Below are 13,512 nucleotides of genomic sequence, written 5' to 3'. Positions count from 1 at the left end.
GGGCACGCCTGCGCCGCCGGTGGCAGCGGTGGACGTGCGGGTCCGGCGCCGGGGCGGGACCGGCGTCCCGCCGGACACCGGGGACGGGTCCGGCCGGGCCCCCGTCCGCAGGAGCACTCTCCGCACGAGCACCGGGCGGCAGCTCCACCATCCCGGCCCGGCTCCCCGGCCCGCTGGGCGGTCCCCGACCGGCGCCCGATCCCCATCCCGCCGCCCCGCACGCCGGCACCGCAGTACGCCGGCGGCCGCCGGTCCGGCACCCACCCATGTACAAGGAGACACCCCATGGACTTCCGCACCGCCGTCGAGCGCGCCCGGCGCCTCGGGCAGCTGCACGCCGAGTACAAGCCGCTCGTGCTTCCGACCGTCTGGGACGTCTGGTCCGCGCGGACGGCGGCCGCCGCCGGATTCCCCGCGCTGACGATCGGCAGTCACCCGCTCGCCGACTCCCGGGGCGCCGCCGACCAGGAGGGGCAGACCTTCGAGGAGGTGCTCGCCGCCGTCCGGCCGATCATCGCCGCGGTCGACGTCCCGGTCTCCGTGGACCTGGAGTCCGGGTACGGGCAGAAGCCCGCGGACCTGATCGCCGGGCTCACCGAGGTCGGCGGCGCCGGCCTCAACGTCGAGGACACCGTCCACTCGCAGGGCGGACGGGTCCGCAGCACGCAGGAGCACGCGGACTACGTCGCCGGTCTGCGGGCGGCGGCCGACGACGCGGGGGTCCCGGTGTGGGTCAACGCGCGCACCGACCTCTTCAAGCACGCCCAGGACGCCTCCGCCGTCCTCGACGAGGTGATCGAGCGGCTGCGGGCCCTGGAGCGGGCCGGCGCCGACAGCGTCTACCCGGTGGCCATCCAGGACGACGACGAGCTGCTCGCGGCGGTGACCGGCGCCGTCGCCGTTCCCGTGAACTCCACCGCCCACCCCGCCCGGCGCGACCTCGACCGCTTCCGCCGCCTCGGCGTCGGCCGCGTCACCAACGGCCCGCTGCTGCAGCTCGCGGTGACGGACGCGGTCAAGGACATGCTCAGGCCCTGGCGCCCGTAGCACCCCACCCGCCGCGGCGGGCGCCGCCCCCCGGCCGCCGCTCGGCAGGCCGGAGTGACCGGGGCGGCGGCCGTCCGCGCAGGCGCCGGTTCCGCAATCCCGTCCGGGGCGCGGTGAGCACGCCGTCCGGCAGCCGATCCCGTGCGCGGCCGGGATCTTTGGGCAGCCGGCGGTCCGTGCGATGAACACCCTCGCCGCGGACGGCAACCAGGCCCCCGCCCCGGGCCCCACCCCGCGGTCGTGCACCGGTCGTGCACCGCGGGGCCTGCGTCGCAGGGATCGGCCGGGCGGGCGGCGAACCGCGCACGGCTGCGCCGCCGGAACCGCCGCTCCTCCTGTCGCCCCGGCCGCCCGCCGCCCGCCCGCCGCCTGTCGCCGGGCCGGCGGACCCGCGGACCCGCGCGGACCCGCTCCGGGCGCCCGGCCGGCCGCCGCGGCTCCGCCCCGTGCGGGCGGCCCCCGGGGCGGCGCGCCGGTCCGGTCAGGGGCGCATCTCGTCGCGGGCGTTCGCGGCGGCCCGCAGCAGCAGGGCGGTCAGGGTGCTCCGGTCGTCCTGGCCCAGGCCGGCCAGGAGGCGGTCGTCGAGGGCGGCGGCGTGCCGGCGGGCGGCCGCCAGGGCGCTGCGGCCGGCGTCGGTGGCCTCCAGGCGGGCGGTGCGGCCCCGTCCGGGCGGGGTGACGCGGTGCACCAGTCCGGCCTCCTCCAGGCGGCGGACGGTGGCGAGCATGCTGGGCGCGCTGACGTCGGCGCGGCGGGCCAGCTCGGTCAGGGACAGCCCCGGGCGGGCCGCCAGGTGGCCGATGGCGCCGATGTGGCGCAGGGACAGGCCGTCTCGGGCCAGCGCCCCGTCCAGGGCGGAGCGCGCCAGCCGCCCCAGGCCGGCCAGCAGCATCGCGACCGGCGCGGACGCCGGGTCGGGCGTGCGGCCGTCGCCGGGGGCTGCGCCCTGCACGGGGTCGTCGCTCAACGGGTGCCTCCTCGGTACCCGACCGTACCGGGTGCCGTACCGGGTGCCGGGCCGGGTGTAGTTTTAGCCTGCCTAATACATGGCCGTCCCCGAAGGGCCCCCGCATGTCCGCGTTCCTGCTCAGCCTCCACGTCCTGGCCGCCGTCCTCGCCGTCGGCCCGGTCACCGTCGCCGCCAGCCTCTTCCCCGCCCGCGCCCGCGCCGCCCTGGACGGCGCCCCGGACCAGGCGCCCGCGGTGCGGCTGCTGCACCGCATCACCCGCGTCTACGCCCTCGTGGGCGCGGCCGTCCCCGTGCTCGGCATCGCCACCGCCCAGTCCATGGGCGCCATCGGCGACGCCTGGGTGACCGCCTCCCTCGTCCTGACCGCCGTGGCCGCGGCCGTCCTGATCGCGCGGATCCTGCCCGCCCAGCACGACGCCGTCGCCGCCCTGGACCGCACCCCGCCGCACCCCGCCACCACCACGGCCCTGCGCAGCCTGTCCGCAGCCACCGGCCTGTTCTCCCTGCTGTGGACCGCCGTCCTCATCCTCATGATCATCCGGCCCGGCTCCACCACCGGCGTATGAGCTGCCGCCGAGCCGGCACCCGCACCGGCACCACCGCCCCGGCCCCGGTCCTGCGCCCGGACCCGGAACCAGCCGCGGGTACGCAGGCGCAGCGGCACCGCCGCCTCCCGGTCACCTCCTGGAGGCCGAGGCCCTCGCCCGCAGCGCCCTCCGCCGGGCGCTGAGCGAGCAGGGCCCGCCGCAGGAGTGGCCGGGGCAGATCCCGGCCCCGGACCCGTGCGACAAGGGCGAGCAGGACCTCTGCACCCACCTGGTGGCCGCGCTCGCCCACGGGCGCTCCCGCCGCCACCTCACCGGCACCGACCCCCTCGGCCCCGCGTCCGGCACCGGCGCCGCCCGCGCCGAACGGGAGCACCTCGCCCACGCGCCGGACCTCTACCGGCAGGCGCGGATCACCGACCGGCTGGAGCGCATCCGCGCCCGCGCCGCCACCGACCGCGCCCGCCTGCAGCAGACCGCCCGCACCGCCGCCGACCGCGAGACCACCGAACGCCGCGCCCGCACCGCCGCCCGGTCGCGCCCGGACGGCCCGCGCCCGGGGCCGGGGCCGGGGGAGGTCCCGGGGCGGGGCCGGTAGCCGCTCCCGGTTCGCCCCCCTGCGGCCCTGCGGACCGTGGCAGGGCAGCGCTTGAGGAGGCAACCCCGGGTGGCGCGGTCCTGTCCGGCCGGGGGTGGCAGGATCCTGGGCTGTGGACCGGTCCTCCTTCTCGGCCGCGTGGTTGGCGCGGTGGCGTGCGGATCTCAGCGGTGCGGTGCAGACCCTGCCGGCAGGCTTCGAGAGCACGCACGGCTACCCGCCGGGCGTCAACGAGGTGCGGCCGCCGGACGAGGCGGGACGGCGGGCGGCGCAGCAGTTCTCCGGCGGCCTGCTGGGCTTTGAGGACCTGGCCGTCTTCTACGACACGGTCGGCGAGGTCTGCCTGCCCGACGTCGCAAACGGCTTCTTCCTCCACCGCGCGGGCGACGTCCTGCACCGGCTCTCCGAGGACGGCCCCGTCCACCTCTCACCCACCGGTGAGCTCCCCGGCCTGGTCATCGCCTCCAACGGCGGCGGACAGCAGTACATCGTCGACCACCGGGGCGCGGTCCACCGCACCCGCACCGCCTCCACCGACACCGCAGACCTCGACCAGGTCGCCGACACCTTCCCCGCCTTCCTCGACCTGGTACGCCACACCGTCCTGCGCTTCACCCGCACCGGCGATCCCGGCACCCTGTGACACCAGGCCACCCCCGCCGTATCGGGTCGGTCCGCGCCCGGGGCGGGGGAGGTCCCGGGGCGGGGCCGATAGACCATCCGCCCCGGGCCGGGCCGGGCCGGGCCGCGTCGTGTCCGCCTGCCGGGTCCCGGCTGTCCGGCGCCGACCACGGTGCGGTGCGTGGGTCCAGGGTCGGGGGGTGACCGATGCCGCCCTGCGCCGCCTGAGCCGTGCGGAGGACGACCAGGTGTGGGACCGGGTGGACGCGTCGCTGGGCTTCCGCCCGAGCCTGACCCACTTCCCCGGCATCCGCGAACCCGCCCCCTCGGTCACCTGGAGCCTGCGGGAGCCGCGCGAGGACGACCCGCGCGGACACCGCCGCAACCGGCTCATCGACACCGTCCAGGACGCCCTGACGGCCTGCACCCCGCCCGGCGCCTCCCTGCTGCTCCTCAACTGGCAGCACACCTGCTGGACGCTACGCACGGACCTGCCCTCCACCGACATCTTCCTGCCCCGCGTCCTGGACGGCCGCGCCCGTCCGGGCCGGCCCCTGAGCCCCTACCCCGACCACGACTACTACCTCTTCCTCGCCGAGGACCTCGGCTACGGCACCTTCGGCCACCCCGGGGAACCCTCCCTGTGCCTGTTCGGCACCCCTCTGCTGCAGCGGGCCGCCGGCGCCCTGAACCGCCTGCTGCCCACCGTGCTGCGCCGCGACGGCCGACCCGCACGTCCCCGGGAGCAGGCCCGGCCGGCGGAGGAGGAGCGTGCCGTGCGGCACGTGAGGGTCACCTGGACCCACGACTTCGCGGACGAGCCGGTGGAGATCCTCAGCGAACTCGACGAGGAGGACCGGGAGGTGCGCAAGGTGGAGGTCTTCCGTGACGGCCGCCTGGCGTGGGCCGACGCCTCCCACGAGGCTGCCGCCACCGGCCTGGGCGAGGTGCCCTTCCCACCGCTGGAAACCATCGACGCCCTGGAGGACTTCACCGCCCGCCCGATGACCGCCGCCGCCTTCGAGCAGGCATGGACGGCCGCCCGCCGCACCGGACGCACGCCACCGTCCTCGCCCTGGCCCGACCCGCCCCCGCCACGAGCCGCCTCCAACACCCCAGGACGGTGCCGGGCGGTCAGCAGGCGTGGGGCAGCTCCCACCGCCCGCCCGGCCCCTGGGCGTCCAGCAGGGCGTCGAGGAGGGCCAGTCGCTCGGCGTCGTCCAGCCGCAGCAGGCGCACCAGGCCGGCCAGGAGGGCGAACGACGGCTGCCCGGCACCGGCCTCCAGCGCGCCGTAGTGCCGCAGGCTGATCCCCGGCGCGCGGGCCATCTGCTCCTGCGTCACCCCCGCACCCGGCCGCTGCCCAGGCCCCCGCACCAGCCCCACATCCTCGGGGCGGGTACGGGCACGCCAGCCGCCGAGCAGCTCCCACAGCGCCACCGCAGGGCCGCGCGCCCGCCTGTGCTGCCGCCACCGGCTGCTCCCTTCTCGCCCACGGGTCCCGCCCCCGCCCCCGTACGCAGCAGCGGGGGAGGGGATGGGCAGGAGTCCACCGCCGCCGGGCCCGCCCGGTCAACCGGCCCTACCCCCCGCGGAGGGCCGGACCCCCCCCCGCGGCACCCCTCATGAGGGCGCTGAGCGGGAAGACCGGCCGGGTGCGCCGTTCCGGCGGTGGGAGGTGTGCGGTGGCATCCGTCGACCTGACCGCTGCAGGTCAGCGTTGATCCGCCCCGGACGGCCCGGCAACGGCCCGAACCCGTCGACGGCGGCGGGTGACCTGCCGGCAGATCCCACGGACCGCAGGCAGGACGAGAACCCCTCCGGCCGGCGGCCGGCCACGCGATGATCCGTTGCGGTGGTCCGACATGCCGTTGCCCAGGAGGAGGACCGAGACGGCAAGGCTTCCCAACGACAGCCCCCCATCCGACGGCCCATCACCCCTGAACGGGTGCTGCACCGACCGTCCCCTCCCGGTCGGGGCCGCACCGCACCGCGCAGGCGGCAGGGGATCACGGTCAAGCAGGCCGGAACCCATCGCCCGACAGACCGGCCCCTTCCACGCCCCGGAGCCGCGCGCCGCCGGCAAGCCCTGCCGGGCCGCACCTCCGCCGGCGCTTGCGCTCAGCTCCTCCGCTCACCCAGGACGCAGAACTCGTTGCCCTCCGGGTCGAGGAGGGTCACCCAGTGCTGCTCGTCCTGCACGGTGTCGGCGCGCCGCGCACCGAGGGCGAGCAGCCGGGCGACCTCGGCCTCCTGGTCGTCGGGGCGGAAGTCGGGGTGGAGCCGGTTCTTCGACGCCTTGCCCTCGGGGACAGGCACGAAGAGCAGCCCCGGCATCCGGTCCGGCTCGGGCCGGATCTCGATGATCTCCTCGGATTCGTCGACCACCACCCAGCCGAGGGCCTCGGCCCACCAGCGCCCCAGGGCGACGGGGTCGGCGGAGTCGACGATGACCTGCTCCCATTCCAGTGCCATGGGCCTGAGCATAGACAGCACCCGCGGCCCACCCGTCCCCCCGCCAAGGAACGGGCCGCCCCGGCGGCCCTGACTCGTCGTCTCCCGGCAGCGACGGCCCCGGAGCCCTGATGCGGACACCAGCCGCAAAGCAGCGGGTCCCGTCCGGCAGGCGGCAGGCCAGGGTGCCTGCCGTGAGGAGCCGTTGTTCTATCGACCATGGTGAGCGTGGGTTCGACTGCGGCGGCTCAGTGAGGTGATCTCGCGGCCTGCCGTGCATGAAGGCAGCGCCTCTGGTGCAGCTCGGGGTTGTCGAAGACCACAAACGCGCCAGGAGCACCTGTTGCCGTAGTTGTACGTCTTCGCGTCCGCCCGCTCCACCTCGGCCGCTCGTGAGCGTGATGGCCTCGCTCACCGGTTCGGTAACGCCGGGGACCGGCCGCACAGGCGACCGAGGCATCCGTCCGACATGACGGACGCGGAGTGGGCCGAGGTGCGCCGGCTGCTGCCGGTGCCGGGGCGGCCGGAGGGCCGGGCCGGCCGGAGGGCTACTGCCACCGGCAGACCGTCGACGCGGGCCGCTCCCTCGTCGCCGGCGGCATCACCTGGCGGGCGACGCCCGCCGACCTCCCCTCCTGGGACCGCGTCTACGCCTTCTGACGGCGGTGGCGCGACATGGGCCTGATCGGTGAACTGCACGACCGGCTGCGCGACCGCCTCCGCACGGTGGAGGGACGGGACCCGGAACCGACCGCACACCGTCTCTGCCGCAGGGCAACCCGGACTATGCCTGACCAGCGGAAACCCAGTGATCACCTTCGGAAGGACAACCGCTTCCCACCAGCGCCTCCTTTAAGGCGCGCGGCCGCCTCCGGCGGCAGCAGGTGCGCCCCCTTGGCACAGGCGGCGCGGTACCCCAGGCGGCGGCAGGCCGGCGCCAGGACCTGACCGCGAACGGCGCTGATCCAGTGCCCCGCCTCCCACCACCGCCCTCTCCCGATCGACACCCGGGCGTGCAGGGCATGGTGCCAGGCCAGACCCACCAGGGTCCCCCGGCCGGCCGCTCCGGCGGCCGCAGGTCCACGACCGCGCCGAAGACGGTGCGCCAGGCCGGGCCGAGCGGGCCGAACCGCCCGGCCGGCGTGAACGCCAGGTCGACCGCGAGCCGGCCCGGCAGCAGGAACACCCGCCAGACCGCCGCCCCCGACGGCGGCCCCCATGATGCAGCGCCGCGAAGTCGCGATACAGACGCTGCATCCAGCACTCCAGAGCCGTACCGAGGTCACCGCCGACCGCGAAGGCGAGGTCGATGTCCGACCACCGGTCACCGCCTCCCACCGCACAGACCCGACGACGGCCGCCCCCGTGATCAAGGAGTCGGCTTCCGCGGCTTCCCAAAAGACGCGTGCGGACGCCGTCCCGTCCCTCCACGGTGAACACCACGCCACCGTATCCAGCCGCCCGCAGACCAGCACGAGGCAACGCACCATCCGAGCACCGGCAGGCGCCAACGTCCGAGGACGGCACAACCCGGACGATGCCGGCCCGCCCCCTGCCGAGCCGCCCGGCCCGCACCGCCCACCCGCCCCCGACCCAGGACGCCGCCGAGGAGCGGTTCCTGGAGTTCTCCGAGGCCTGGGGCGCCACGTACCCGGCGGTCGTGCGGCTCCGGGAGAACGCCCGGGCCGAGTTCGTGCCCCTCCTGCGGCTCGGCGCGGAGATCCGCCGCATCGACTGCACCACGGACGCCATCGCGCCCGTGCACGCGCGGATCCGCGAGGTGCGTCCGGGCCCGCGGGCACGTCCCCCCACCTGAGTTGCGCCGCCGGCCGTGCAGACCCTCAGGTGGTGGCCGGACCGGCGTCCTCGAGGGAGGCGAGCGCCTCGGCGGCCTCGGCGTGCAGCGGGCTGCCCAGGGCGGCCAGCGCGTCGCGGGCGCTGCGCAGGGTCGCGCGGGCCTGCGGGTGCCCCAGGGCGGCGAGGGTCCGGCCCAGGTGCAGGCGCGTCCGTTCGGCCCACGACGACACCTGGGCGGCCTCCAGGGCGCTGAGGGCCTGCCGCAGCGTCACCTCGGCCTCGTGCCAGCGTCCCAGGGCTGCGAGGTCGTTGCCGATGTGCAGCCGCGTGACGGCGAGGTACAGCCCGATCACGCCGTCCGTCCGGCCGGGGACGCCCGCGCGGCAGATGCGTTCGCTGCGGTGGTGCAGCTCCAGTGCCTCGGCCGCCCGGCCGGTCTCGCGCAGCAGGGTGCCCAGGGTGTTGAGGAGCGTCAGCTCGGCCAGCCGGCCCTGCGGCGAGCTCTCGCTGGAGAGGCAGCGTGCCCCCTCGCGCAGCCGCTCCTCGGCCTCCCGAATGCGGCCCTGCCGCTGGAGCGCGCCCGCACCGTACCCCAGTGCCCAGCCCTCCTGGAGCCCGTCCCGGCACTCGCGGGCCGCCGCGAGGGCGGCGTCGGCGCTCCTCAGGGCGGCCCCTGCGTCGTGCGTGCAGCAGTTGTGCGCCCAGGAGAGATAGTTGAGGTGAACCGCCTCGTCCCGCCTGCTGCCCAGCAGGCGGGCGGAGGCGGCGGAGAGCCGGAACACCTCCACCCACTGCTCCCAGTGCTGGTTGAGATCGGAGAACCAGTGCATCGCCTCCGCCGCGTCCACGACCTGCCGGTGACGGCCGGTGCCATGGGCCCGGCGCAGCGCGGCGAGCCACTGGGCCCGCTCGGCCTCGAGCCAGGCCCGCGCCTCGTCCCGGCCGGCGGGCGCCGTCTCCGGATCCGGGTCGCCCTGCGGCACGGCCCGTTGGTGATCGGCGTCGAAGTGCAGCGCGGCGGCGGTGGCGCGGCGCAGCATCCAGGAGGCGGCCCGGTCGAGCGCGGCGCCGCGGACCTCGGGACCGTCCTCGGTGTCCACCTGCTCGGCCGCGTAGAGCCTGAGCAGGTCGTGGAAGCGGTACCGCTCGACGGCCGCATCGCTGTGCAGCAACCCGGCATCGGTCAGCTCCTCGGCGCAGGCGACGGCGTCGTCGTAGGACAGGCCGGCCAGGACCGCGGCGGTCTCGGGGCTGAAGTCCGCCCCCGCCGACAGCGCCGCGCGCCGCAGCACCGTCCGGGAGCGCGGCGGCAGCTGCCGGTAGGAGAGCGCGAAGGCGGCCCGCACCCGTAGGCTTCCGGCCTGCAGTCCGTCCAGCCGCCGGCCCTCGGCAGCCAGACGGGCGACCAGCTTGCCGAGGCGTTCGTGCGGCCGGCTCATCAAACGCTGGCCGGCGATCCGGACGGCCAGCGGCAGGTGCCCGCACAGGTCGGCGAGATCGCGTGCGGCCTGCGCCTCCGCCGCCACCCGTTCCGGGCCGATGATGCGGGCCAGCAGTTCAACCGCCTCCTCGCGCCGCAGCAGCGCCAGGTCGACACGGTGCACGGACTCCAGACCCGCCAAGGCGTGGCGACTGGTCACCAGCGTCACGGACGGGCCCGACCCGGGCAGCAAGGGGGCGACCTGGGACTCGGCGGCGGCGTTGTCCAGGAGCAGCAGCAGGCGCCGCTCACCGGCCAGGGACCGCCACAGCCCGGCACGGTCCTCGGTACCGGCCGGGATGGCCGCATCCGCGACCCCCACCGCACCGAGCAGCCGGGCCAGCGAGTCCCCGGGGGTCGTCGGCTCGGCATCCATGCCGTGCAGGTCCAGGGCGAACTGCCCATCCGGGAAGTACGGCGCGAGGCGGTGCGCGGCGTGCACCGCGAACGCGGTCTTGCCGAGCCCCGGCTGCCCGCTGACCACGGCGACCACCGGCAGCCCCCGGCCGGCCGCCTGCGCCAGCTCCAGCAACCGGGCGAGCGCCGGGCCGCGGGCGGTGAAGTCCAGGATGTCGCGCGGCAGCGCCAAGGGGCCGGAGCCGGCCGGCCCGGGGGCCGTCCGGGGGCGCGGACGGCCCCCGGCGGCGGACTCCTCCAGGCCCGCCGCCTCGTCACCGGCCAGTCCCAGAGCCTCGGCCAGCGCCTGCACCGTACGGCGCTGCGGTCCGCGGGTGCGTCCGCGTTCCATGTCGGCCAGCGCCCTGACGCTCACTCCGGACGCATGCGCCAGCGCCTCCCGGCTCAGCCCGGAACCGACCCGCAGCTGCCGCAACCGCTGTCCGAAGCCCCCCGTGAAAGGCGTGCCGTCCCGCACCGTCGATGTCCCCGATCCGTCCGGCCCGCCCGATCGAGAGCCCCCGGCAGAAGTATCGCCGACGGTACTTCTGCCGGAAGAACCGCCTGGGCGGCGCAGACCGGACATGGTCGACTGAGGTCAGACACCGAACGCACCCGCCGGCACCGCCGCAGGGTGCGCACGCCGCGTGCGGTCGCGCACGCCCCGCCGTCCGGCCACCGGACCGGCGGCACCGACCGACCACCTCGACCCGCACACGCACACATCGGCCGACGGCACCGCGCCGCGGCCCGCACCACTCACCGGGAAGCCTCCATGAACACTGCGCGTCACCGCTCCACGCTGCTCGCCGCCGCGGGCACGGTCCTCGCCCTGGCGCTCACCGCCTGCCAGAGCGGCGGGGACGGCACGACGTCGTCCGCGCCGACCGCCTCGGCCCCGGCGGCATCGTCCCCGGCGGCCGCCGCGCCGACGGCCGGCACGGGCACCGGGACATCCGACGCGACAGCCCCGGCCGGTCCGGCGGAGCCGACGGGCTCCGGCCCCAGCGGCGCCTCCGCGGGCCCGGCCGGTACGACCGGCCAGCAGGGCAGCGCCTCCACCCCGGCCTGCACCGCGCACGACCTCCGGGTCACCGCCGCCAGGCAGGACGGCCCGCCCTACACCCACCTCGTCCTCACGGCGAAGAACACCACCGGCCACGCCTGCCGGCTGACGGGCTTCCCCCACATCCAGTTCCTGGAGAGCCACAAGCAGGACGTCCCGGCCGTCGCCGAGAGCAGGCCCGCCGCGCCGGTCGTCCTCACCGCGGGCGCCCCGGCCTACGCCCTGGTGAAGCTGTCGGACGGCGGGGTCGACGAGGACAACGAACCCGTGTCGGCGTTCTCCGTCATGCTGGACGGCGACTCCACGGTCATCGCCGTCACCGCGCCCGGCAGCGACGGCGTCGCCGTCGATCCGGCGAAGACCCTCACCGGCTACTGGACGCCTGAACTCCGCAACGGCGCGGACGACTTCTGAGACCGGCCGAAGGGGGCGGCGTCCTCGGACGGCGGAAGGACACGGCCGCACCGGCGGCGCACCCCGAATCGACCAGGTGCGGCACGAGGCCGCTCCACGCAGGCAAGGACAGCCACGTGCAGGGACGATGCGTTCTCAGCAGGCGACCTCGAGGAGAGCTCAGCTGACCTCGAGGAGAGCGGTGCCGCGCCGGGGGCGCGACCGGCAGCGGCCGGCTGCGGCGGCGATGCCGGCCCGGCCGTCCGGGTGCCCTGCCGCGGCCGCCGGGAGAAGCTCTCCGCAGGCCAGAAGGCCGTCAACCGCGCTCATGCGAAGATCCGCGCCGTCGGCGGGCAGGCCATGGCCACCCTCAAGAGCTGGCGGCTGCTGCGCGGGCTCCGCTGCAGCACCACCCGCATCACCGACCTGGTCAAGGCCGTCCTCGCCCTGGAGCTCGCCACCTCGGCGTGAGGTGGGGAAAGCCTCGATGCCTGCCGGTGCGATCCGGTCCGGCACCGGCAGCCGCCCTGGGTGGCGACGGCGGCGAGGAGGCGGCTCCGGTGGCAGCGGAGCTGTGCGCTCCCACAGCAGATCGGAGACGAGGTCGGTGTTCACGGCGCAGGAGCTTGTCACGAGAAGCCGGTTGAGATCCCAGGGACCGGCTCGGGATACTCACGCGATGACCAACGGTGTGCCTCCCAGGAGCGTCGAACAGCGGTGGGACGGGCCCTGGTACCGGATCCGTACGGACCGCTTCGAGGCCTCTTTCCTGCCCGGCGCCGGAGAGGACCTGCACGCGGTATGCAACGTCGATGTCGAAGTCCGCTTGGTCGACGGATCGCGCTGGAGCGCGACGGTCTTCACCGTTGCCGAGGTCCAGCGCCTGATGGAGAAGTGGTCCCGGAGCGGCGAGGCCCTGGGCGGCCGCTGCTTCTGGTGCTCGGACGGCTTGACCGTCCGCGACCCCGGCATCGACAACATGACCCAAGTGATCACCGGCCTGCTCGACGACGGCGACTTCCACCAGATCCTCCAACGCCTCGACGACGAGTGACCGCCTTGGCCTCATTCTGACTGGAGGAGCGCTTCGACGCCCTGGTGCTGTCGGAGGAGCACGGTACGCGCAAGCCCGAACCGGAGATCTTCCAGATCGTGCTGGACGGTCTCGGCCTGCGGGCCGAGGAGTGCGTGTTCGTGGACGACACCGAGCAGTACCTGCTGCCCGCGGCGGGACTGGGATGCGCCACCGTCCATGCCAAGGAGCCGGCCCGGACGGTGGCGGTGCTGGAAGACCTGCTCGGCATTCCGCTGACGGACGGCGACCCGTATGGGGTCACTTCTCAAGGTGACACCCTGACGCCCTGACACGCTGACGCACGGGTGCCCGGGACCACCTGGACAGGTGGTCCCGGGCACCCGTGCGTCAGCGTGTCCCCAGGCCGTGCAGGAGAGTGTCGACGACGACGTCCGCTGCCTGCCCGGGGCTCAGCTCGGGCTGCTGCCGTGAGATGAGGTGCACCACCTGGGGAAGCAGCGCGCTCGCCCAGCCTTCGGGGAGGCCGGCACGCAGCAGGCCCTCGTCGGTGGCCCGGGCCAGGAACGCGTCGACCTCGCGGACGGCGGCGTCACGGCGGACGCGGACGCTGTCGTCGGCGAGCATGTCGGCGAGGTCGACGGGCCAGGTGCGGTTCAGGGCGATGACGTTCTCGACGTAGCGGTGCAGAGCCACTGCGACGGGTGCCTCGCGCAGCCGGGCGTCCTCGATGGCGTCCTCGATGGCGGTGAGGCGGGCTTCGTAGATGGCGGCGAGGAGGGCCTCGCGGGAGTCGAAGCGTCGGTAGACCGTGCGCCGGTCCACTCCCGCTTCCGCCGCGATGCTCGCGATGCTCGCGCCGGGGTCGGCGGCGAGCATGCGCGCTCCGGTGGTCAGGACGGCTTCGAGGTTGCGTGCTGCGTCGGCTCTCACGACGCCGAGTCTAGTGGGCGACTGTGCACCCTGACACAACTATTGCCACCTCTGTGTGCAGTTTGCGAACTTAAGTGCTACATTAAAGTGTCATTTAAAGATTGCTCTCCGAAAGGCGCGTTGCGATGCCGAAGGCACACGAGTCGGCAGTACCCGAGGCAGGTGGTGTGGCCGCCGCC

General features: G+C 75.5%; 14 protein-coding genes and 2 pseudogenes. 11 read left to right on the top strand and 5 right to left on the bottom strand.

Annotation, left to right across the window (positions count from 1 at the left end):
* Positions 1-285 precede the first annotated feature (285 nt).
* Positions 286-1,047 (top strand): isocitrate lyase/phosphoenolpyruvate mutase family protein, encoded by a 762-nt coding sequence (locus tag LO771_RS14300; RefSeq protein WP_230652282.1) that lies wholly within the window; start codon positions 286-288, stop codon positions 1,045-1,047.
* Positions 1,048-1,528: 481 nt separating this feature from the next.
* On the opposite strand, the gene LO771_RS14295 is transcribed toward LO771_RS14300, so the two are convergent.
* Positions 1,529-2,014, bottom strand: coding sequence for a MarR family winged helix-turn-helix transcriptional regulator (locus tag LO771_RS14295; RefSeq protein ID WP_230652279.1), 486 nt, complete (start codon positions 2,012-2,014; stop codon positions 1,529-1,531).
* 104 nt (positions 2,015-2,118) lie between these two features.
* On the opposite strand from LO771_RS14295, the gene LO771_RS14290 reads away from it, so the two are divergent.
* The 4 genes and pseudogenes from LO771_RS14290 to LO771_RS14275 form a co-directional block, all read left to right on the top strand.
* Entirely contained in the window at positions 2,119-2,583 is a 465-nt protein-coding gene (locus tag LO771_RS14290; protein ID WP_230652277.1) for a hypothetical protein, read from the top strand.
* A gap of 253 nt (positions 2,584-2,836) precedes the next feature.
* Entirely contained in the window at positions 2,837-3,160 is a 324-nt protein-coding gene (locus tag LO771_RS31040) for a hypothetical protein (RefSeq protein WP_304944809.1), read from the top strand.
* A 112-nt stretch (positions 3,161-3,272) separates the two neighbouring features.
* Positions 3,273-3,803, top strand: a complete 531-nt coding sequence (locus tag LO771_RS31340) for an SMI1/KNR4 family protein (protein WP_230652275.1) — start codon at positions 3,273-3,275, stop codon at positions 3,801-3,803.
* 109 nt (positions 3,804-3,912) lie between these two features.
* A pseudogene (locus LO771_RS14275) lies at positions 3,913-4,815 on the top strand (DUF2716 domain-containing protein); the annotation flags it as partial.
* A 100-nt stretch (positions 4,816-4,915) separates the two neighbouring features.
* Here the strand turns inward: LO771_RS14275 and LO771_RS31655 are convergent.
* Both LO771_RS31655 and LO771_RS14270 read right to left on the bottom strand, forming a co-directional pair.
* The gene (locus LO771_RS31655; protein ID WP_374228176.1) at positions 4,916-5,158 is read right to left on the bottom strand and encodes a helix-turn-helix transcriptional regulator; all 243 of its coding nucleotides are present in this window, start codon (positions 5,156-5,158) and stop codon (positions 4,916-4,918) included.
* Between the two features lie 744 nt (positions 5,159-5,902).
* A complete protein-coding gene (locus tag LO771_RS14270) occupies positions 5,903-6,256 on the bottom strand; it encodes a VOC family protein (RefSeq protein WP_230652271.1) in 354 nt (117 codons plus the stop codon).
* A 462-nt stretch (positions 6,257-6,718) separates the two neighbouring features.
* Here LO771_RS14270 and LO771_RS14265 point away from each other — a divergent pair, with 462 nt between their 5' ends.
* Entirely contained in the window at positions 6,719-6,895 is a 177-nt protein-coding gene (locus LO771_RS14265) for a transposase (RefSeq protein WP_230652269.1), read from the top strand.
* A gap of 877 nt (positions 6,896-7,772) precedes the next feature.
* Entirely contained in the window at positions 7,773-8,051 is a 279-nt protein-coding gene (locus tag LO771_RS14260; protein WP_230652267.1) for a transposase, read from the top strand.
* Between the two features lie 25 nt (positions 8,052-8,076).
* Here LO771_RS14260 and LO771_RS14255 read toward each other — a convergent pair whose 3' ends face one another.
* Complete coding sequence (locus LO771_RS14255) at positions 8,077-10,386, bottom strand: helix-turn-helix domain-containing protein (RefSeq protein ID WP_230652265.1); 2,310 nt, start codon at positions 10,384-10,386, stop codon at positions 8,077-8,079.
* 297 nt (positions 10,387-10,683) lie between these two features.
* On the opposite strand from LO771_RS14255, the gene LO771_RS14250 reads away from it, so the two are divergent.
* The 4 genes and pseudogenes from LO771_RS14250 to LO771_RS14235 all read left to right on the top strand — a co-directional run bounded on the left by LO771_RS14250 (position 10,684) and on the right by LO771_RS14235 (position 12,732).
* Positions 10,684-11,388 (top strand): DUF4232 domain-containing protein, encoded by a 705-nt coding sequence (locus tag LO771_RS14250; RefSeq protein WP_230652263.1) that lies wholly within the window; start codon positions 10,684-10,686, stop codon positions 11,386-11,388.
* A 228-nt stretch (positions 11,389-11,616) separates the two neighbouring features.
* Positions 11,617-11,838: pseudogene (locus tag LO771_RS14245) on the top strand (transposase family protein); the annotation flags it as partial.
* A 208-nt stretch (positions 11,839-12,046) separates the two neighbouring features.
* Entirely contained in the window at positions 12,047-12,421 is a 375-nt protein-coding gene (locus LO771_RS14240; protein WP_230652261.1) for a hypothetical protein, read from the top strand.
* 20 nt (positions 12,422-12,441) lie between these two features.
* Positions 12,442-12,732 carry an HAD-IA family hydrolase gene (locus LO771_RS14235; RefSeq protein ID WP_255744339.1) on the top strand — a complete coding sequence of 97 codons (291 nt, stop codon included), beginning with the start codon at positions 12,442-12,444 and terminating at the stop codon, positions 12,730-12,732.
* 58 nt (positions 12,733-12,790) lie between these two features.
* On the opposite strand, the gene LO771_RS14230 is transcribed toward LO771_RS14235, so the two are convergent.
* The gene (locus LO771_RS14230; protein ID WP_230652595.1) at positions 12,791-13,279 is read right to left on the bottom strand and encodes a TetR/AcrR family transcriptional regulator; all 489 of its coding nucleotides are present in this window, start codon (positions 13,277-13,279) and stop codon (positions 12,791-12,793) included.
* Positions 13,280-13,512 lie beyond the last annotated feature (233 nt).

It is taken from the genome of Streptacidiphilus sp. ASG 303 (assembly GCF_020991365.1).
In the GTDB taxonomy this organism is placed as follows: domain Bacteria; phylum Actinomycetota; class Actinomycetes; order Streptomycetales; family Streptomycetaceae; genus Peterkaempfera.
The sequence above is the reverse complement of the archived record's forward strand: the minus strand, read 5'-3'. Positions and strand labels throughout refer to the sequence as shown.

What these genes read in the sequence shown, in the direction of transcription:
- LO771_RS14300 (WP_230652282.1), top strand. Translation starts at nt 286, where the DNA reads ATGGACTTCCGCACCGCCGTCGAGCGCGCCCGGCGCCTCGGGCAGCTG.
- LO771_RS14290 (WP_230652277.1), top strand. Translation starts at nt 2,119, where the DNA reads ATGTCCGCGTTCCTGCTCAGCCTCCACGTCCTGGCCGCCGTCCTCGCC.
- LO771_RS14270 (WP_230652271.1), bottom strand. Translation starts at nt 6,256, where the DNA reads ATGGCACTGGAATGGGAGCAGGTCATCGTCGACTCCGCCGACCCCGTC.
- LO771_RS14260 (WP_230652267.1), top strand. Translation starts at nt 7,773, where the DNA reads ATGCCGGCCCGCCCCCTGCCGAGCCGCCCGGCCCGCACCGCCCACCCG.
- LO771_RS14250 (WP_230652263.1), top strand. Translation starts at nt 10,684, where the DNA reads ATGAACACTGCGCGTCACCGCTCCACGCTGCTCGCCGCCGCGGGCACG.
- LO771_RS14240 (WP_230652261.1), top strand. Translation starts at nt 12,047, where the DNA reads ATGACCAACGGTGTGCCTCCCAGGAGCGTCGAACAGCGGTGGGACGGG.
- LO771_RS14230 (WP_230652595.1), bottom strand. Translation starts at nt 13,279, where the DNA reads ATGCTCGCCGCCGACCCCGGCGCGAGCATCGCGAGCATCGCGGCGGAA.